Below are 21,369 nucleotides of genomic sequence, written 5' to 3'. Positions count from 1 at the left end.
CTGCCGCTCAATGCAGCGCCTTGTGCTGTGCTTGCAGCCTTGCCGCCAATTCACCCAGTTGCTGCTTCTCATAGAACAGGTCGGGCATCAGCCGGGTGCCGAAGCGCTTGTTCAGGCTATCGGTCAGTTGCATCACCATGATCGAGTCCAGCCCCAGGTCATGCACCTGTGCCGACTGGCCGATCTCCTCGGGCGAGAACCCCAGCTTGTGCTGCAACTGTTCCTGGATGAACGCCAGTATCTGGTCCCCTGGATCGCCGGCACCGGTATCCGCCCTGGCGACCTGCGGCTTGGCCTCGCCGCCGGAGCTGGCCTGTAGCGACGACCGGGAAACATCGGCGACCTGCCCCGCAAGCCATGGGTGGTCGTGGTCGATAGCCGCCAGCTGGCGTTGATCGAGATGCAGGCTGACCCGATCGGCCTTGAGGCAGATCCGCGCCTGCTCATCGAGTACCAGTAAGCAACAAGCCAGGCCGTCGGCTCCCAGCCCGATACCGCTGAGCACCACCGTGAAGTCGCCGGCCGGTGACTGGTAGCAGCACAGTTGCTCGATATTGCCTATCACTACCTGGGCCTGGCCTAGCCCCAACTGGTCCAACAACAGGTAGAACGCCTTGTCGAGGGTGGTCGCCAGGTACGGCGTCAGGTGCAGGTTGGCGGCGTGGTGATTGTGCCGGTTGAGCGGTGGCCGGCCTCCGAGCAGCAAGCCACTGCCGCCGACGACCCACCCGCCGGTGTTCTCCAGGTAGGGAGCAAAATCGTAGCCGGCCCGGGCCAGGCGTTCGTTGGCATCGGTGGCCGGTTGGCGGCTCAACAGCTCGTCGGCGGCATCGAGCCAGGATTGCGCCACGACCGGTTGCCCGCCCGCCAGTGGGTTGATCAGGGCGAACCCCAGGTTGATCGACTGGCCATCCTGGCGTAGCGCATCGAACTCCAGCTCCAGTTGCCCGGCATCGATTTCCAACAGGCGATAACGCAGCCCGCCAACCGTCGCCCAATCGCCGATGAAATGCTCGAAAGCGCAGGATACCGCCAGCGTGCAGCCGTCGAATCGCTCCACCAGCGCCGGCATCGCCAGAGCCACATCGACGAAGTTGAAGGCACCGAGGCGCTGGCCGCCGGGTGCCCGGTACAGGTAGTCGAGCAACTGCGCCGGCACCAGTTCGCAGCGAAACAGCGCGCCCTCAGCGGTGCTGGGGCAACTCTCGCTCACCAGTGGATGCAGTTTGCGGGTGAACATCGACGGGTTGATGATCGCCGACTCGTAGCCCGGCTCGGTGTACCAGCAGCGGTTCCTCTCGAAGGCGTAGGCCGGCAGGCTGATGCGCTGTGGCTGGCGCTCGTACAGGCTGGTCCAGTCGACATCGTTGTCGCCCCCCAGCCAGCGCCCCAACAACGCCGCCAGCGGTTCGTCCGCCCGGGGCAAGCGACTCGCCGTGGTTTCCGCGAAGTGATAGAAGCTTGCGTTGTCGTAGCGGCCCTCGCTGCACTCCGCCAGGCCATCCAGCAGTGCCTGGCGGTTGGCGCAGCGGATCACCAGGCGGTTGCGCAGGTTGTTCTTGCCCACTTGCAGCGTGTAGGCGACCTGGGCCAGCGAAGCATCACTGCTGGCCAGCCAGGTACGAAACTTTCTGAGGTTCTCCGCCAGCAGCGCCAACTTGTGCACCGAGAACACGAACGCCAGGCACTCATCCGCAATCTGCCCGGCGGCGTCCGCTGGCGGCACGAACTCCTCGACGATCATGTGGGCGTTCATGCCCCCGGCAGCGATCGACGTCAGGCCGGCGCGCCGTGGCAAGCTCTGCAGCCGGCCGTCGACCAGGTGCTCCGGGCGGCGCCACTCGACCAATTGCTGCGGCACCTTGAAGGGCGAATCGGCGAAGTCGATGTCCTGGTTGAGCACCCCCGAGTGGATCGAGGGAGCGATCTGCCCGTGCTTGAGCTGCAACAGGGTCTTGGTCAGCCCGGCCACGCCCGAGGCGGCCAGCAGGTGGCCGATGTTGGATTTTATCGAGCCCAGGTAGCAGAACTGCTTGTCCTGGGTATGGGGCATGAACGCATTGCGCAACCCCAGGACCTCGATCGGATCGCCCAGGCGTGTGCCCGAACCATGGCCCTCGACATAGGAAATCGACGCCGGGTGCACCTTGGCCTGCTCCATGGCCTGGCGAATCGCCAGGGTCTGCAAGTCCGGGTTGGGCACGTTGAAGCCATTGCGCTCGCCGGCATTGGTGATCGCCGAGCCCTTGATCACCCCGTAGATCTGGTCGCGATCGGCGATGGCCCGATCCAGGCGCTTGAGCAGCACCGCCCCGACGCCTTCGCCGATCACCGTACCGTCGGCGCCCACTCCGTAGCTGTTGACCGACCGGGAAGTGATCGAGGTGAAGTTGCCCTGGGAGGTATTGACCACCGTATAGGGGTGGTACATCAGGTTCAGGCCGCCGGCCAGGACCATCATGGTTTCATCGTGGCGCAGCATCTGGAAGGCGGTATGGATGCAGGTCGAGGACGACGAACACATGGTATCGATGAACAGGCTCGGCCCGGTCAGGCCATAGAAGTACGACACCGTCATGGGAATGGTGGCCATGCCCGAGCCAGAAGCCATGGCGCCGCCGGACAGATTGTGTTCGAAACCGTAGTAGTGATAGTCGTTGCTCATGGCTCCCAGCAGCACACCGACGTTGCCGCCATAACGGCGTTGCAGGGTCTCGCGGGAATAGCCGGCGTCCTCGAAGGTATGCACCGCGGTTTGCAGGAACAGCCTGACTTCCGGCGACATGTGGTCGGCATAGACCTTGGGCATCTTGAAGTAGCTGTAGTCGAACTTGTCCACATCCTTGATGAATGAGCCGTTGATGCACGTGGTCTTGCCCAGCACGTCACGGTTCTTGTAGTAGAGCTTGGCATGGTCCCAGCGCTCGGCGGGAAACTCCTCCATGCAGTCGACGCCATTGGCCAGGTTGCGCCACAGCTGGTCGATGTCGTCGGCCCCCGGGTAATGGCCGCCCAGGCCGATCACCGCCACGTATTGCGCCAGGTCGCTGTCCGGCATCGGCTCCTCGGAAGCCGACGCCACGGCCGCTGCGGCACGGGCGAAGCGATCCACCGGCGATGGCTCCGGGGCGATGCCGGCCGCTGGCGCCAAGGCATCACCGGCGAACATAGCGGCGAAGTGCTGGCGATACTTCTGCGCGAAGTGCTCGACCATGCCGGCGATGTTGACGTGCTCGAACAGCAGGGTCTTGGGCAACGAGCCCAGGTGTTTTTCCAGTTCGTTGGTCACCCCGACCGCCATGATCGAATCGAACCCGTAGGCCTCGAACTTCTCCGCTGGGTGGATCTTCGCCGCATCGACCTGGGTCACCTTGGCCACGATCTGCACGATGAAGGCCTGGATCCGCTGGCGCAGCTCGCTGTCGCCGAGGCCCGCGTCGCTGTGGACGCGGGGTGGCGCTCCAGCCGGGGGGAGCCCCTGGCCGGCAGGGGCCAGGCCGATACCGGCCAGGCGCGCGGCCTCGCCATACACCACCCAGGCCTGGGCGGTGACCGACTCGGCTAACAACAGTTGCAGGCTTTGCAAGCCCACCTCCTGGGGCATGGGCACGATGCCAAAGCGTTCGCGCAGTTGTTGCTCGATCACGGGCGCCAGGCCCATGCCACCGTCGCGCCACAACGGCCAGTTGATGCTCAGCGAGCGGCCCTTGCGCTTGCCGTCGGCGCAAAGCGCTTGCCGATAATGCATGTAGGCATCCATCCAGGCGTTGGCACAGGCATAGTCCGCCTGCCCCAGGTTGCCCAGGGCCGCCTGGGATGAACAACAGACGAAGAAGTCCAGTGGCCGTTCGCCAATGGCCAGGTCCAGGGCCTCGAGCCCCCTGACCTTGGCCGCCAGCACCTGGGAGAAATCACTGGCGCGCTTGCCCGGGATCAGGCCGTCGCGGATCACCCCGGCACTGTGGATCACCCCGTGCAGTTCACCCTGCCCGGCGTGGATGGCATCGATCCAGCGGTTCACGGCCGCGGCGTCAGCGACATCCAGCGCCTGGTAGAACACCCGGGCGCCGAGCGCCTGCAGTTGTTCGAAGGCCTGCTGCATCTTCGGTTCGCTGGCCGAACGCCCGGCCAGGTACAGCACCGGGTTGCGGCAACTGCCGGCAATATGCCGGGCGAACAACAAGCCCAGGCCGCCGGCGCCGCCGGTGATTGCATATACCCCGCCGTCGCGCCATGGCCCGGGCTCGCGCTGTGGCTTGGAGGCGACGGCCAGCTCATGCCATTGACGGGCATAGAGGCTGCCGTTGGCCAGCACTCGCACCCGCTGCCGGCAATGGACGCGGCTCTGCTGTTCGATCATCCGGTACATCCCCGCCTCTCCCAGGTCGGGGTCCAGCAGCACCAGCCGCGCCTGCAACTGGCCGTTTTCGATCATCGCGGTGCCGAGCAGCGCCTCCAGCGCCCCCAGGCGCAGGTCGGACTGGCCCTGGACGACATAAAGCTGCAGGTAGTCGCCCGCCGTGGCATCCCGCCGTTGCAGGTAGTCGAGCAAGGCCAGCGCCGCAGCCTCGTACACCGCCGCGCCGGTGGCCCCGGGCGCCCCGGGCAACAGGCTGACCTGGGCGCCGAACTGCTCGCGCAGTCGCGTTACCACGGTATCCGGCAGCCCCAACAGCAGCAGCTGTGGCCGGACACCCTCTGGCAGCGGCTCGCCGGGGTCATCCAGGCTCTGCCAGGACGGGGTGCGGATCGAGCGTGCCAACTCGGTGTCGTCTTGCCTGGCCTGCGCTACCGGCAACACCGAGGCCTGATCCTGGATCCGCCGTGAACTGAACCCTTCCAGTTGCAGCAGGCACTGGCCGGCCTGATCGTGGATCTGCAGGTCGACCTTGTCGACCGTCGTGCCGGCCGGCAGCGCTCTACGGCTGGCGAGCACCGTCAGTGGACCGTCGCGCAGCGCCTGCTCGAGCGAGCCATGCACCCGCAGGCGGTCCAAGGCGAACGGTAGCGCCGGGCCCGTCGCCTGCGGACCTTGCCCCAATACCGTGGCGATATGCAGTGCACTGTCGAGGATGCCCGGGGGCAGCGCGACGCCGCTCATCTGCGGATCGAGGGCACCGGCCGACAACTGGCCGAGCACCTGGTCGCGGCCCAGGCGGATCTGCCCGACCGCGCGGAAGCTGCTGCCGTAGTGCACGCCCAGGCTGGCGAAGCCCTGGTACAGCGCTTCGTGGCTGCGCTCGCCCAGGTCGCAGCCGGCTTCCAGCTGCGCCAGGTCCAGGGCGGCGGGAGCGACCACCGCTGCCAGCAGCGCATCGCCCTGGGCATGCAGTTGCTGCTCGCTGCCGTCGAGGCTGTAGATCTTGAACGACAGGCGATCGCCTGCCTGGGGCGTGAGTTCACAGAACAACTCGATCTCGCCGGCTTGCACCGTCGACAAAACCAGTGGCCGCAGCCAGGCCAGGTTGCACAAGGTGACGTGCTGCATGGTTCGTTCGCTGGCACGGACGATGGCCTCGCGCGCCATCTCCAGGTAGGCGACCGCGGGAAACACCCGTTGCTCGCCGATCCGATGATCGACCAAAAAGCGCTCCTGGCCACTGAAGCGGCTGGCGAAGCACGGGCGGGCCAGGGTCGAGAGGTTGCGCTGCAGCAGCGGATGCAGCCATTGGGCTTGCGGCCCGGTCGCGGACGACTGGCGCTGGCGGGCGTGGGGCCAGTAGCGCTCGCGGGCGAACGGATAGCCCGGCAGCGCTATGCGCGCCGGCGGCGTGGCGAACAGCCGTCCGCCGTCGAGTTCATAGCCCTGGCGATAACAGTCCGCCAGCCCCGCCAGGGATTCGCGCAGCGTCTCTGCCTCCGCGCCCCGGCAATCGCCCTGCAACTGCTCGATATAGCGCACGACGGTCTTGCCCGGGGTGAAGTCGCGATCCATCTCGCCGGCGAACAGGTTGGGCCGTTTCTCGCCGGCCAGGTAGCACTGCAAGGCGTAGCACGTTTCCTGCAGGTCCGCCGCCACCAGTGCCAGGCGATGCCGGAAGTGATGGCGACCTTCGAGCAGCGTATGGCTGATGGAGGGCAGTTGCTCATCCAGGTAGCCACCGCGCTCCAACGCTGTCTTCAGCTGTGCGGCCCGGTCCTGGAGGGCCTCGGCGCTCTTGGCCGACAGCACCAGCAAGTAGCACGCCTGCCGTGCTTGCCCCGCGGCCGGTTGCCGGCTGTAGTCCTGCAGCACCACGTGGGCATTGGTACCGCTCATGCCGAAGGCACTGACCGCCCCGATCCGTTCGTGCCCGCGTCCGGCCCGGGGCCAGGCTTTGTTGGCCTTGTTGACGTAGAACGGACTCTGTTGCCACTGGATGTAGTCGTTTTCCTGTTCGCAATGCAGGCTGGCGGGAATGGTCTCGTGGCGCAGCGCCTGCACCAGGGCAATGACACTGACCAGGCCCGAGGCGGCGAAGGTATGGCCCAGGTTGGTCTTGGTCGAGGTCAGTGCGCAATGCCCCGGGGGATTGCCGCGGAACGCATCGTTCAGGGCATTGATCTCCACCGGGTCGCCCAGCTGGGTGCCCGTGCCGTGGGCCACGATGTAGTCCACCTCCCGGGTCTGCAGTCCGGCGCGCCGGTAGACGTCCTCCAGCAAGCGTTGCTGCGAGGCGCCACTGGGCGCGGTGATGCCGTTGGTCTTGCCGTCGTAGTTGATACCGCTGGCCCGCAGGGTCGCGTAGATCCGGTCGCCGTCGGCCTCGGCCCGGGCCAGGGGCTTGAGCAATACGCAACATACGGCCTCGCCCGGGACCATGCCGTTGGCCCGGTGATCGAAGGCGAAGCACTTGCCATCCGGCGAGAGCATCCCGGCCTGGGTCATGCCGATGAAGGCATCGGCCGAAAAGATCAGGTTGACCCCGGCGGCGATGGCCATCTCGCATTCCTGGTTGCGCAGGCTGGAAGCGGCCTGGTGCAATGCCACCAGCGCCGACGAGCAGGCGGTATTGATCGCCATGGCCGGGCCGGTGAGGTTCAGGAAGTAGGCCAGCCGCGAGGCGAGGATGCCGTTATGGCTGGAGGTCAGGCTTTCTTCGCCGGCCAGCCGCTGGAAGTCGCCCTCCTCGACGCCGACGAACATTCCTACCCGCTGCGCCGCCAACTGGCGCGGGCCGATTCCGGCATCCTCCAGGACGTTCCAGCCCTCCTGCAACAGCAAGCGCTGGCGGGGATCGAGTTGGCTCGCCTCGCGGGGCGAGATCTCGAAGAACAGCGGGTCGAACTCGTCGATTCCCGGCACGCTGCCCATCCAGATGCAACGGGTCTTGGCCGGGTTTTCCCGGGGATCGCCGTAGTGCTCGCGCCAGTCGTAGCGTTGCGGTGCGATCTCATCGACCATGTCCCGGCCTTCGGCCAGCAACTGCCACAGTTCATCGGGGCTACGAGCCCCGGGAAACCGTCCGCTGAGGCCGATGATCGCGATGCTGTCCGCCTGGGTCCCCGGGCTCGCGGCCTGTGGCATCGGCGTGGCTGGCTCAAGCACAGGCTCAGGCTCAGGGGCCGGGCCCTGGGGCCGCAGGTAGCAGGCTTCGACGGCTTGCCGGTGCTGCGTGAGCAAGTAAGCGGCCAGTTTCGCCAGGGTCGAGTGGCTGAAGAATACTTCCGGGGTCAACTTCAACCCCAGGTGCCGGCTCAGCAGCCCGGCATATTCGGCCAGGCTGATGGAGTCGAAGCCGAAGTCGGCCAGGTTGCGGTCGTCGTCCAGCGCCTGCCGTTCGGCCTGCAAGGGCCTGCTCGCCAAGTCGCGCAGGTCCCAGGCCAACGCCTGCTCGAGACTCAGGCCCTTGAGTTCCGGACGCCCTGCCCCTGCATGCCGCGTCGACGCCACGGTGGCGGCCTGGGGCTTGGCGAGCGGCCGGTCGATGCCCGCCACCAGTTGCCGCAGGCGTCCGGGTTGCCCGGCCAGAACCATGACCTGCTGGATATCGCTGGCGACGGCCCTTTCCAGCCAGTCCAGGCCCTCGGCGCTTTCCAGCAGCCGTTGGCCGCTGGACTTGAGATAGAACTCGGTGGAATCGCCCTCGCCCAGCGTCATCCCACCTTCGCGCCATAACGGCCAGTTGATCGTCACCACCCGCCGGGCCTGCTTGGCCTGGACATGCCGGGCGTAGGCCTGCTGGAAGCGGTTGGCCATGGCATAGCTGCAGGCGCCCATGTCGCCGAGCAGCGCCGAGCTCGAGGAAAAATGACAGATCAGTGCCAGTGGCTGCTCCGCCAGCACCTGGTCCAGCACCTGGCTGGCCTCGACCTTGGCCTTGAGCACCGCGGCGAATTCCTGCGGCGAACTGGCCAGCACGTTGCCACTGGCCTTGAGGCCGGCGGCATGCACCAGGCCATCGATCGGCCCACTGTGGACCAGGACCTGGGCCAGCGCGGCGGTCAGTGCCTGGCCATCGGCGCAATCGGCCTGGACATGGAAAACCCGGCAGCGCGCATGACCCAGCGCCTCGATGCGCGCCCGGGCGCTTGCCGACAACGGCGAGCGCCCGTTGAGCAACAGCTGCAAGCGGCCGCTGGAGCGTTGCCTGGCCCGCTGCGACAGGTGGTTCGCCAGCAGCCAGCCCAGTTCGCCGAGCCCGCCGGTGATCAACAAGGTGTCCAGCCGCTCCAGGGCCAAGGGGGCGCTGCCAGCCCCGAGGGTGACAGGAACCAGCGTCGGCCGCAGCGGCTCAAGGTCCTGGTACAGGCGGCTGCCCGGCACTTCGCCGCTCAGTTGCCGCCACACCCGTGGCAACCAGCGGTGATCGTCGGGCGAGCCCTGGGGGCAATCGATAGCCACCGTCACCGGGCAGTCGAGCAAGGTGCCCAGGGAGCGCTCGATGCCGATCCACGACTCCAGGTGGCAACGTTCCAGGACATCCCTGGCGCGTCCGGCCAGCAATAGCCGCTGGATGGGCCTCGCGTTGGCGGCGATGGCCTTGAGCAAGGCGACGATCGGGCTGCTGTCGCTGGTCCAGCGCCGATCGTCCATGGCCCACAGGTACAGCACGCGGTCGGGGCAAAAATCGGCCAGCGCCTGGTGCAGGCCCTGCTGCAGTCGCTGCGGATCCTGTGCCGCGACTCGGCGCTGGCCATCCTCGTCAGGTTCGTTGGCCAGGGCCGCGGCCACGAACAGCAGTTCGCTGCCCGGGCTCAGGGTCTGCGCCACATCGGCCAGTTGCCGGCGTAGCGAGGGATCGCCCAGCAGGCACAGCACCCGCAGCGGCCGAGCCTCACCCTCGGGTTCGGCCACGGCCAGCCACTGTTCGCTGAAACCCAGCAGCGCGCTGTCGGCGCTGCCGCTGCCGAGGCTTGTGGTGTCGCCAGTCGCCGTGCCCTGGGCCGGGGCTTCCAGCCAATAGCGGTCCTGGGCGAAGGCATAACCGGGCAGGCTGATTCGTGCCGGCAAGCAGTCGGCGTCATGCAACCGCTCCCAGTCGATGCTCTGCGCCGGTTCGCTGAGCCACAGCGCGGCCAATTGCGAAAGGTCTGCACGGTCCAGGGCCTGGTTGATATCGAGGCTGGCGGCGGCAAAGGTGGCGTCGCGCTCGCCAGCGCTCCAGGCTTGCAGCTGGTGTTGCAGTTGCTGCAAGTCGGTGACCAGGAAAATCGCCCGGGCCGCCATGGCCTCGCGGCCGACTTGCAGGGTGTAGGCCAGGGCGCCGAGATCCGGAGCCTGGTGCTCGAGGTAGGCCAGCAGTTGCTGCACCTGCTGGCGCAAGCGCGTGTCATCGCGCGCCGAGAGCGGCACCAGCACCGGCTGGCCATGGTGGATGGCGAACCGGCGATGTTCACGGTACTCCTCCAGCACCGCGTGGGCATTGGTGCCGGAAAACCCGAAGGAACTGACTCCGGCACGCCGTGGTGTGGCCTGTTCCGGCCAGTCGCGGCCTTCCAGGTCGATCAGCAGCGGTGAGTCATCGAGCCTGATATGGGGGTTCTGCTCCTGGAAGTGGCCCAGGGCGGGCAACTTGCGGTGCTTCATCTGCTGCACCACCTTGAGCACCCCGGCGATGCCGGCCGCCCCCTCGGCATGGCCGATGTTGGCCTTGACCGAGCCGATATGGCAGAAGCCCCGGTCCTGGGTATAGCGGGCAAAGGCTCGCTTGAGGGCATTGATCTCGATCGGATCGCCCAGCCGGGTGCCGGTGCCATGGGCCTCGATGTAGCCAAGCGTCCGCGGATCGATGCCGGCGTTGCGCCAGGCCTGCACTATCACGTTTTCCTCGCCGGTCACGCTGGGCGCCGTCAGCGATGGGGTATAGCCACCGTGCAGCGCCGCCGAGCCCTTGATCACGGCATGGATCGGGTCACCATCGGCCAGGGCCCGGGACAGCGGCTTGAGCAGCACGGTCGCCACGCACTCCCCTGGCACATAGCCGTCGGCGCGGGTGTCGAAGGTGTGGCAACGGCCAGTGGGCGACAACGCGCGGATCGTCGAGAAATAGCGGTAGTGCCAGGACGACAGCAGCAGGTTGCTGCCACCGACCAGGGCCATGCCGCATTCGCCGTTGCGCAGGGCGACGCAGGCCGCGTGCAACGCGACCAGCGACGAAGAGCAGGCGGTATTGAACATCAGGCTCGGCCCCTTGAGGTCGAACCAGAAGGAAATCCGGTTGGCGGCGATGGTGCCGCTGCCGGTGGCGATGTACGGGTCCATGGGCAGGCCGAGCTCGCCGATCTTGTCGACATACTCGTTGAAGCACGAACCGATGAACACGCCGGTGTCGCTGCCACGTAAGCGGCGGATCACCCCGGCATCCTCGGCGCAGGTATAGGCGCTCTGCAGCAGCAGGCGCACCTGCGGGTCCATCCACTGCGCCTCGCGACGCGACATGTTGAAAAAGCCGGCATCGAAGCGGTCGACCCCGTCGATGAAACTGCCCCAGCGCGAATAGGTCTTGTCCTTGGCCTCGGGATCGGCATCGAACCAGGGCGCAACGTCCCAGTGATCCTCGGGCACGGTCTTGATCAGCTCGCGGTCGTGCCAGATATTGCGCCAGAACTGCTCCAGGTCGCCGGCCTCGGCGAACTGCCCGTGCTGGCCGATGATGGCGATATCCTGCTCGCTTGCGTCACGGTGTCCGGCCCGCGCGGTCGGCGCGCTGTTCGGGGCGGGCGCTGGCGTCGCACCGGTGCTCTCCGTGGTATCCGGTTGGTCGAGCAAACGGCCGAAGGCCGCGCCGTGCTCCTGCCAGAGAAAGCCCGCCAGCTCGGCCAGGCTCGGGTATTCGAAGAACACCGTCGGCTCCAGTTCGATGGCCGTGGCGCTGGCGATGCGTTGCGCCAGGTCCACCAGGTGCGCCGACTCCAGGCCCAGGTCCATCAGGTTGCGCTGACGTTGCTGGCGACTGATGCCGCTGGCGCCGATCCCGTGCAATTGGGCCAGCAGGTAGGCCTCGATGGCCTCGCGGCTGGCGCCCTCGGCCGGTAAGGCCGGTTCCAGGTTGCTGTTGCGCAGGCGCTTGAGCGAGCAGCCGCTGAACTGCGCGACCAGTTCGCCGTCGTCGCTGTACAGCCCGGCATCGAACAGCAGCAGTTCGCCGGAGTTCTTCAGCAACTGCCCACGGATCCAGCCACTCATCGGGGCTTGGCGGCGGTGCAGCGTCAAGGACTTGATCCCCAGGGGAACATGCATGCCGGACAGGCTCTCCCCGTCCAGCAGCGGGACGATGCTCAAGAATGCGCTGTTGATCAGCAAGGGGTGCAAGCCGTAGGGGCGCTCGTCATCCACCACCACCCGGGCCAGCACCTCGGGACGTTCCGGCTGCCGGTAGAGCGCTTGCAGGGTGCGATAGCTGTCGCCGATGAACAGCTGTTCGCTGACCTGGTAGATGGAGGCCGGGTCCAGCCGGGTCATCGTGCTGCTCAACTCGACGGGGGCGATGGCCTGGTGCTCGGCAGCCACCGCCGTCAGTTCGCCGCTGGCCGCCACTTGCCAGGGCGCCTGCGCGCTGCGTCGGCATACCGCTTCGAACCCGGGCCCGCCAGCCCGGATCGCCACCTCCAGCTGCTCGCCACTCGCCAGTGCCACTGGCGCGGCGAACAGCAGCTGGTTCAAGCGCAACGCCTCGCCCTCGGCGAGCTGGCCCAGCCCCTGCTCCAGCGCCAGGCTGGCATAGGTCAGCCCGAGGAGGATCCGTCGTTGATCGAAGCGATGATCGCGCAGGCAGGGTTCGTCGTAGCGATACACCGCGGCCGCGACCAGGTCGGCACCGGCCGTGGGCACCTGCAGCCGACGGCCTGCCGGCCCGGCCCGCAGGCTGGCGCGCAACTTCTCGAACTCCCGCGCCGCCTGCTCCAGGCTGATCTCCTGGCGCTGGATCCTGCCATGCAGAGCCCTGATTCTACTGTCCACTGCTCTCTCCAATCCTTGGTTGCGGTAGTGCCTGCATGAGCCAGAAGTACGCTGTGCCCCGCGCGTTCATGCGCCACTCAGGTCGAGCAGGGCCTTGTTCGAAGGGCGCAGGAATGGCAGGTAGGCCGGCGGTGGCAACTTGCCCACCAGGCGCGGCACGATGCCCCTGGGCCCCAGCTCCCTGGCCAGCATGGCGATGAACAGGGTGATTTCCAGCGCTGCGACATGGCGCCCGAGGCACGCGTGGGGCCCGCCTCCGAACTGGCAGGTTTCCACCTGGTTCAAGGCACGGTCCAGGCCCAGCCAGCGCTCCGGCCGCCAGCTGTCCGGGTCCGGGTAGCGCTCGGGATTGCGCGACACGTGCAGCAGGCTGACCCCGGCCATCACTCCGGCGGGGATGGTGTGCCCCATCAGCTCGAAGCTGGTGTGCACCTTGCGCATCTCGAAGGGCGCCGGTGGATACAAGCGCATGGTTTCACGGAATATCCCCTCGGCCAGCGGCACCTGGCTGGCCAGCTCCTCGTGGGTCACGGGCATGCTCGGCAGCCGGGCGACCTGCTCGCACAGCTGTTGCCAGACCCCCGGATGTTGCGACAGCTGCAGTACCGACCAGGCCATCACCGCCGCGGTGGTCTCGGAACCGGCGAAGCCCAGGCCGAGGATGTTGTGCACCAATTCGACTTCGGACATGCCATTGCCGTGGTCATCGCGACCGAAGATCATCGCCCCCACCAGGCTGTCGTGATCATCCCTGGCCCGGGTGTCGGCGACGATCTGCGCCACCCGTTGCTCCAGCCAGCGCCGCGCCTTGCGGCAGCGCCAGGCCGGGAAACCGGGCAGGTTGATCTTCAACGGGATCATGCCGAGGAAGAACTCTTCGTATTGATGGCGCCACAGCTCCAGCTCCTGGGTCTGGATCCCCAGGATACGGAACACCACCTCCAGGGCGATGTCCTTGGTCTGCGGGAAGATCGCCAGTTTGTTTTCCCGGCACCAGTGGCTGACGCGCCGCTCGATGGTCTGCACTATGGCTTCGCCGACCTGGGCCCGGCTCAGCCCCCTGGGGGTGAAGGCGTCGGTGCTGGCCTTGCGCGCATTGCGATGGCGCGGGCCATCGAAGGCGTTCATCGCCTCACCGGTGATCACCGGCATTTGCTCGCGCAGGTAGGAGTTGTCGGTGTACTTGTTCTGCAGGATCGCCAGGCCCGCCTCGTCGGTGATCTGCAGCACCGGCAACTGGCTACCGAAGTAGGTCCAGAAGATCGGTCCGCATGCAGCCTCGGCCTGGCGCAGTTCGCCGAGCGCGTCCTTGCCGATCCGGTGGACGTGGCCCAGCAAGGGGAGCTTGCCCGGCATGACCGGGAAGCCGTCCTTGAGCTTCAGATTGGCCGCCAGCGGCCGGGCGGGCCGGCCCGCGCCGTGGGCTGCGCTGGTATCTCCGTGGATCGCTGTGGGGGTGTCCTGGGTCTGGCTCATAACATTCCCTGTTCGCTGGTTGAGCGGGTGAGCAGCTGGGTAAATTGCGCAATGTCCATTTCGCCACCACTGATGCGCCGGTACAGCTCGCCGGAGAACAACGCCGAAGAGGTCGTGCCGGGCTCCGATGCAGGTAGCGGATGCTCGAACGCATAGCCGGGCAGCGCGATGCGATTGCCGCCCCGGGGATACCGCGCCGGGATGTCCAGCCCGGCGCCATGGCACCAGGCCGCGGCTGCTTGCCTCAGCGAACCCGCGGCGAGCGGCGGCTCGCCGGCCTCGATGCCCGTGCTCGCCGAAAGCCAGCAATCACCCACGGGCAGGCCGGCCAGCAGCGACTCGAGTCCGGCCAGCAGTTGCGCCCGATCCTGGACCACCAGCGCGGCCCGGTGGGCCAGGCGGTGTTCGCGCAGGGCTAAACTGTAGGCCAGATCTGCAATTTCGATAGTCGGATGTTCCTCTACCAGCGCCTGGAGCTTATGCAGGTAGAGCATCAGGCTCGTGCGGCTGGCTGCGGCGATGATCAACAATTGCTCGCCCACTGTCCTCTCGCGCTGCGCCCGGGCGTCCCGGTATTCCTCCACCACCAGGCTGGCGTAGGCACCGCCGGCGCCGAAGGAGTTGATCAGGCAGCGCCGTGGCTGGCCGTTCGCCCCTGGCTCCCAGGGCCCGCCCTCGAGCTGCAGGCGCAATGGGCTGCCTTCCAGGCGGATATGCGGATTCAGCGGCTCGGCGTTGATGGTCGGTGCCCATTGTCGATGTTGCAGTTGCAGCAGCACCTTGGTCAGTTGGGAGATGCCCGACGCCGCCTCGAGATGACCGATGTTGGATTTCACCGTGCCCAGGGCGCAACTGCCGGGAGGCAGTTCGCCAAAGACCTTTTTCAACGCCGCCACTTCGATCGGATCGCCAAGCTCGGAGCCATTGGCCGCCGCTTCGATATAGTCGATTTGCGCCGGTTGCAGGCCCGAGCGGCGCAAAGCCTCGGCGATCACGCTGGTCTGCTGGCGAGTATTGGGCGCCGAATATTGCAGCTTGCCGCCGCCATGGTTCAGGGCCGAGCCCTTGATCACCCCGAGGATCCGTTCGCCATCGGCCAGCGCCGTCGCCAGCGGCTTGAGCAGCACGGCGCCGGCGCCCTCGCCTGGCAACATGCCGTCGCTCAGGCCGAAGCCACGACTGAGCGTCGAGGTGCCAAGCAGATTGGCCTGCTTGAGGGTCTGGTAGCGCGACGGATCGAGGATCAGGTTGACGCCGCCGGCCAACGCCATCGCGCACTCGCCCTGCAGGATGCTCTGGCAGGCCAGGTGGATCGCCGACATCGAGCTGGCGCAGGCGGTATTGACCGCCAGGCTCGGCCCCTTGAGATCGAAGTGATGGGAAATCCGGTTAGGCAGTTGCCAGTCGGTGACATTGGCGGCGATCGCGACGAGCTCGGCACTCTCCTGGCCTACCGCCGGCTGGTTGTACATCGAGCCGATGAAGACCCCCACGGCTGCTCCTGGCTCCTGCTGCAAGCGCATCAAGGCATCGCGGTTGTAGCCGGCGTTCTCGAAGGTCAGCCAGGCCACTTCGAGCATCTGGCGCAGCGGCGGCGAAAAATGTCGCGCCTGGGCTTCGTCGATGCCGAATGCCTGGTGGTCGAAGGCCGTGACCTGTTCCAGGAAGCCGCCGTAATGGCCTTGCACTTGGCCATCAGGGGTTGGCCAGCGCTGGCCCTCGGCCGCGCTGACGCAATTGCGCCCGTTGCGCAGGTTGTCCCAGAACGCCTCCAGGTCGGTTGCCAGTGGATAACGACCGCCCACCCCGATGATGGCGATATCGCGTCCGTGAACCTCTGGCTCTGCAGGACCCGCAAGTTGCGCGCCGGCCACCGGGCCTCGTAGCCGGCTGGCCAGGGGCGCGCGTACCGTCGGCGCCGCGGGCGCTGTCATCGGCGGCGTGGCCGCGGTTAGCGCCGCCGCGAAGCGCGCGGCCAGCGCCGGTCGATGTTCGGCCATCAGATAGCTGGCCAATTGGTCGATGGTGTTGTGTTCGAACAGAAGGGTGCGCGACAGCTCACCGGTAGTTTTCTCCAGGGCCTGGATCAGGCTGATCTGCAGGATCGAGTCGATACCATAGCGATCGAAGGCCATGTCCCGCTGCAGGCGTTCGGGCGCCATGTTGACCAACTGCGACACCACCTGCGTGACCCATTGCCGGCACTGCCCGGCCAGCAGTTGATCGTCGCTGGCCATGGGCTCGGTGTCGGCGGCCACCGGCGCCGCGACCACGGCTGGCGCCCACTCGACCGCGACCGGCAGGCAGGCCACGCCATCGCTGGCCGCGACGATGATCTGCTGGCCCAGGCCATGGCTTGGCGCAGCGGGGAAGGCGATGCGCTCGAAGCCCTGGGCCTGCAGCAAGTGCCGCCAACGCTCGGGATACAGGCCCGGGCAGCCAGGAATCCGCAACGCCGTATCGTTGTGCAGCCACCAGCCTTCGAGCAAGCCGAAGGTCAGATGGGTGAACAGCGAACGGTCGCTGATTTCGTTGAGCACCAGCAGGCCGCCCTGGCGCAGCGCACTCTTGGCGTTCTGCAAGGTACGCCGCAGGTCGGCCGTGGCATGCAATACGTTGGTGGCGATGACCAGGTCATAGCGCTGCGGGTCGATGCCTTGCTCGGCGCAGGGTTTGTCGACATCGAAGATCGCCGTGCGCAGATAAGGCGCCCGGGGCGCGAAATGGACCTGGGCATGGCGCAGGAATGCCTGGGAAATATCGCTATAGCAGTACTCCTCGATGCCTTGTTGCCACGGCCGCAACGCCTCGATCAACGTGGCGGTGGTACCGCCGGTGCCGGCGCCGATCTCCAGGATCCGCAATGCTTGGCCACTGGCGGCCTGGCGCTGGGCGACATCGGCCACTACCTGGCCCAGCACCGCATTGAAATAGTCGCAGATCCGGTTGTTCTGGTAGACGCCCTCCACCAGGCTCATCGAGCCATCGGGAAACATCACGGCGGTGGCGGCCTGTTCACCCCGCAGGATCGCCGGCAGTGCTTCCATGCAGGCTTGCACCAGGTGCAACTGCGCCTGCAAGTCGGCATCGCCCCGCCACGGCTGGCTGGCTTGTTGCCATTGCCTGCGCAGCGCCGCAGGCTCGGGCAGGGGCGACAGCAGGTGGCCCTGCTCGTCGATATCGGCATTCTGTACCAGTAGCCGCAGGCTCTCGCGCAACCAGCGGCGGTAGAACGGCTGGGCCAGCAGGTTGGCCGCCACCGCCGGCGCGGCGGCTATCCGCTGTTCGGTCAGGGGCCCGCCGCCGGCCAACTCGCCCAGGCAGGCGAAGATATGGGCCAGCAGCAGCCGGTTCATCTCCCCGGCCGCCGCGTGATGCTGCGGTGCCGCGCCGGCACCATGGGCCACCTCCGACCACGACTCGCGAACCAGCGCCGGCCGCGCCGGGTAGCACGCCAACTGCCATTGGCTGTCGATGCCGGTGATCGCCATGGGGCGCAGTAGCTTGATCAAGCCCAGTTGCGCCAAGGGGCTGGCCAGCAGGCGATCGAGCGCCGCCATGCCCTCCGGCGGTTCGATCGAGCCCAGGCCCTGGGCAGACATGCGGGCCCGATAGGCCGGATCGGCCACCACCCCGACGGACCCCCAATACCCCCAGTTCATCACCTTGACCGCACAGGCCAGCTGTTGCCCGAGCTGCGCGGCGAAGGCGTCGGCAAAGGCGCAACCGGCGGCGTAGTTGCCCTGGCCGGCGGCACGGCTGAAGGCATTCATCGACGAAAAGAACAGCACGAAATCCAACGCCGGGTTGTCCGCCGCGCCGCAAGCCGCGGCCAGGGCGATGCAACTCAGGCGCTTGGCATCGAACACCGCGCGAAATCTCGCCTCGTCCATCTGCGCCAGGCGCGCATCGTCCAGCACCAGTGCCGAGTGCACCCAGCCATTGATCGGCCCGCAGGCCTCGGCGACCTGCCGACTGGCCCGCACCAACTGTTCGGGGTCGGTGGCATCGGCCTGCAGGTACAAGGGCGGGGCCGCATCATGCTGCAGGGCCAGTTGCGCCAATTGTTCGAGCTGGTCCTCTATCTGCTGGTCGGCGGCACGCCGCCCGAGCCAGACCACCCGCGCCCGCCAGTGGCTGATCAGATGACGGCTCCAGGCCTCGCCGATTCCGCCGGCCCCCCCGATCACCACATAGACCCCGCCCTCGCGGTAATGCACCGTGCCGGCGCCCGGCTCCGGGCTGTCGGCCAGGGGCAGCAGGCGTTGCTCGAACCACTGCCCGTCGCGCCAGGCCAGACACTGGCCCGGCACTTGCGGCTCAAGCAGCGCTTGGGGCAATGCCTGGTCATCCGACGGCAGATCCACCAGTTCCACCCGCCACTGTTCCTGCTCCTTGGCCAGAGAGCCGGCCAAGCCGTGGCAGGCGGCCAGTTCCGGCACCAAGGGCTCAGCGGCATGCAACGTCACGCTGGCGCTGAAGACCAGCTGCAGTTGCAGCGCCTGCTGCGCCACCTGCGACTGCAACAGTGCCTTGATCAAGCGAAACAGCATCAGCGTGGCCTGCTGTGCCGGCGCCACCCAGACCAGGCGCTGGAATGGCCGGCAGGCGGCCAGCTGGGCAGCGAGTTCCTCGATGTCGCCGGACTGCTCCGCGATGCACTCGAACCCGGGGTACAAGCCGGACAGCCATTGGCGATGTCCCTCGGATGCCCCCATGACCAGGGTCGGCAGTGCCTGTATCGGGCCTGGTCGAGCGGTGCAAGCCGACCAGCGTGGTGCCAACAGGCTCAGGCCTGCCGGCAGCGTTGGGGAGCCGGCCAGCGCCGCCACCGGTTCGCGCGCCTTGCCCAGTGGCCGCGAGCTGAAGCCGCGCAGTGTCACGGCGACGTGCCCCTGGGCATCGCACAGCTGGATCTCGATCCGTTGCACGGCCGAACCTGCACGCTTGTCCAGGCTGACCAGGGCCCACATCCGTGGCTGGCAGCCACCGTGCACTTGCACCTGTTCCACGGCGAAAGGCAGCAGTGTCTCGCCCTCGCCCTCCGGGCCTTGCAGCAGGCCGATGGACGCCTGGACCGCGCAGTCGAGCATGCCCGGATGCAATAGCCAATCGCCCTCGAACCACTGTTGCGCCAACTCCAGTTGGGCCAGCACCCGGCCCTCGCCCAGCCACAGTCGCGACACCCCGCGATGGCTCGGGCCATAGTCGATGCCCAGCGCGGCGAAGCGGGTATACAGTTCGCCGGCTTCGATGCTGCGCGTCCAGCCGTCCGCGCGCAGTCGATCCAGGTCCAGCGCGGGCGCCTGGCTCGCCGTGACCACCTGGGCGCTGCCCTGGCAATGCTCCTGCACCACGGCACCGACCTGGGAATAGATCCGAAACTCGATCCGCTCCTGCTCCAGGTTCAACTCCACGTGCAGCTCGTTGGCTTGTGGCGTCGGCCCATAGGGCGCCAGCCACGCCACATTGCGCAGTTGCAACGTGCCGCCATCCAGGACTTGCGGGTCCAGCGCGCGGACCATCGCCGCCCGGGCCATTTCCAGGTAGGCCACGCCGGGCATGGTGCTCTGGCCCGCGACCCGATGGTCAGCGAACCAGGGCTCGTCGCCCCGCCAGCGACTGCTGAAACGCTGCCGGGAGAAATCCGAGGTGTTGCGCTCCAGCAGTGGATGCAACCAGGCGCCAGTGACCGACTGGCCGCTGCCTGGGGTACACGCAAGATCGGTGACCCAGTAGCGCTCGCCGGCAAAGGGGTAGCCCGGCAAGTTCAGGCGGCGCATCGGCCGCCCTTCGCGGTAGAACTGACGCCAATCGAGCGCCAGGCCCTGGACCCAGAGTTCCAGTAGCTTGTGGTACTTGCGCTTGGCGATCCAGGCCGTCAAGGCGGCCGCCATGTCGTCATCCTGGCCGAACAGCGCCAGCGCCGGGTTGTCGCCCGTGGCCAGGCCGCGATACGGCGCCTTGCCGCTGGCGACGAAGGTGTCGAGCTGGCGTTGCAGGTCCGCCAGCGAGTCGCTCAACAAGGCCAGCCGCTGCGCCATCGGCTCACGGCCGACTTGCAGCGTGTAGGCCAGGGCGTCGAGGTAGCCCTGGACATCTCCAGCGGCCTGGCTTGGGACGCTGGCGATGAACTGCGCCAGGCGTCGCGCCGACTCACGCAGCTGGTCTTCGGTGCGGGCCGAGAGCAGGAACGCCCTGGGGCCCGGCGACGCCTCGCTGGGCAACGGCTGCGGCGCGCGGTATTCCTCCAGCAGGATATGGGCGTTGGCGCCGCCGAAACCGAACGAGCTGATGCCTGCCCGGCGCGGTAGCTCGTTGCCGTCTCGATCCTTGCAGGCGGCCCAGGGACGGCTGTGCTGGACAACGTAGAAGGGGCTGCCATCGAGTTCGATATAGGGGTTGAGCGACTCGCAGTGCAGGCTCTTGAACAGGGTCTTGTGCTTGAGTTGCAACAGCACCTTGATCACCCCGGCGATCCCGGCGGCCAGTTCCAGGTGGCCGATGTTCGATTTCACCGAGCCGACCCCGCAGTACCCCTGGCCCGGTTGTTCGCCGCCCAGCTCATCGGCCAGTTCGCGGAACGCCATCTTCAGGCCATTGATCTCGATCGGGTCCCCCAGTTCGGTCCCCGTGCCGTGGGCCTCGATGTAGCCGATGCTGCGCGGATCGACCCCGGCCTTGCGGTAGGTGCTCTTGAGCAGCTCGGCCTGGGCACGGGGGTTGGGCGCCGTCAACGAGTTGGCCTTGCCGCCGTGGTTCTGTGCGGTACCGCGGATCAGCGCGTAGATCGGGTCGCCATCGGCTTCGGCCTGGGCGCGGGTTTTCAACACGATCATCCCCACCCCCTCGCCCCGCGCATAACCGTTGGCCTGGGCCGAGAAGGTCTTGCTGCGCCCGTCGAGCGCCAGCATGCCGGCCTTGCTGAAGCTGATCTGGGCCTCGGGAGCGACCAGGGTATTGACCCCGCCGGCGATCGCCATGGCGCAATCGCCGCTGCGAATGGCTTGCACGGCGCGGTGGATGGCCACCAGCGAGGAGGAACAGGCGGTTTCGATCGGCTCGCTGGGGCCATGGAAATCCAGCAGGAAACTCATGCGGTTGGGGCCAACCGAAGGCACCATCGCCGTGGCGCTGTAGCCTTCCACCGGTACCCCGGCCTTGGCGATCAGGCTGCTGTAGCCGGTCACCCCGGTGCCGACGAAGATCCCAGTATCGCTGCCGGCCAGGTCCCTGGCGGCATAACCGGCGTCTTCGATAGCCAGCCAGACATGGGTCATCAGCAACCGCTGCTGGGGGTCCATCAACTGCGCCTCACGCGGCGAGATGGCGAAGAACAGCGGGTCGAAGTGGTCGACACCGTGAATGAATCCGCCCCATTTGACGTTGGTCTTGTTCGGTTCCCGGTGCGGATCGCCGTAATACTCGCGCCAGTCCCAACGGCTGGCGGGCACCTCGCTGATGCAATCGCGTCCATCTTGAAGGTTGCGGCAAAACTGAGCGACGTCCTC

At 67.1% G+C, this 21,369-nt stretch carries 3 protein-coding genes (1 of these 3 running past the window's edge); all 3 read right to left on the bottom strand.

From position 1 onward, the window contains the following. Positions 1-7: 7 nt before the first annotated feature. The gene (locus H7A76_RS23065) at positions 8-12,382 is read right to left on the bottom strand and encodes an SDR family NAD(P)-dependent oxidoreductase (protein WP_185700645.1); all 12,375 of its coding nucleotides are present in this window, start codon (positions 12,380-12,382) and stop codon (positions 8-10) included. Positions 12,383-12,448: 66 nt separating this feature from the next. Beyond that, a complete protein-coding gene (locus tag H7A76_RS23060) occupies positions 12,449-13,858 on the bottom strand; it encodes a cytochrome P450 (protein WP_185700644.1) in 1,410 nt (469 codons plus the stop codon). Beyond that, positions 13,855-21,369, bottom strand: the 3' portion of a protein-coding gene (locus tag H7A76_RS23055; protein WP_185700643.1) for an SDR family NAD(P)-dependent oxidoreductase. It continues 4,575 nt past the right edge of the window; the window shows 7,515 of its 12,090 coding nt (coding positions 4,576-12,090); its start codon lies off the right edge, out of view; the stop codon is at positions 13,855-13,857. Before H7A76_RS23055 ends, H7A76_RS23060 begins: the two co-directional genes overlap by 4 nt.

Source organism: Pseudomonas sp. MSSRFD41 (assembly GCF_014230245.1).
GTDB classification, from domain to species: Bacteria; Pseudomonadota; Gammaproteobacteria; order Pseudomonadales; family Pseudomonadaceae; genus Aquipseudomonas; species Aquipseudomonas piscis.
The sequence above is the reverse complement of the archived record's forward strand: the minus strand, read 5'-3'. Positions and strand labels throughout refer to the sequence as shown.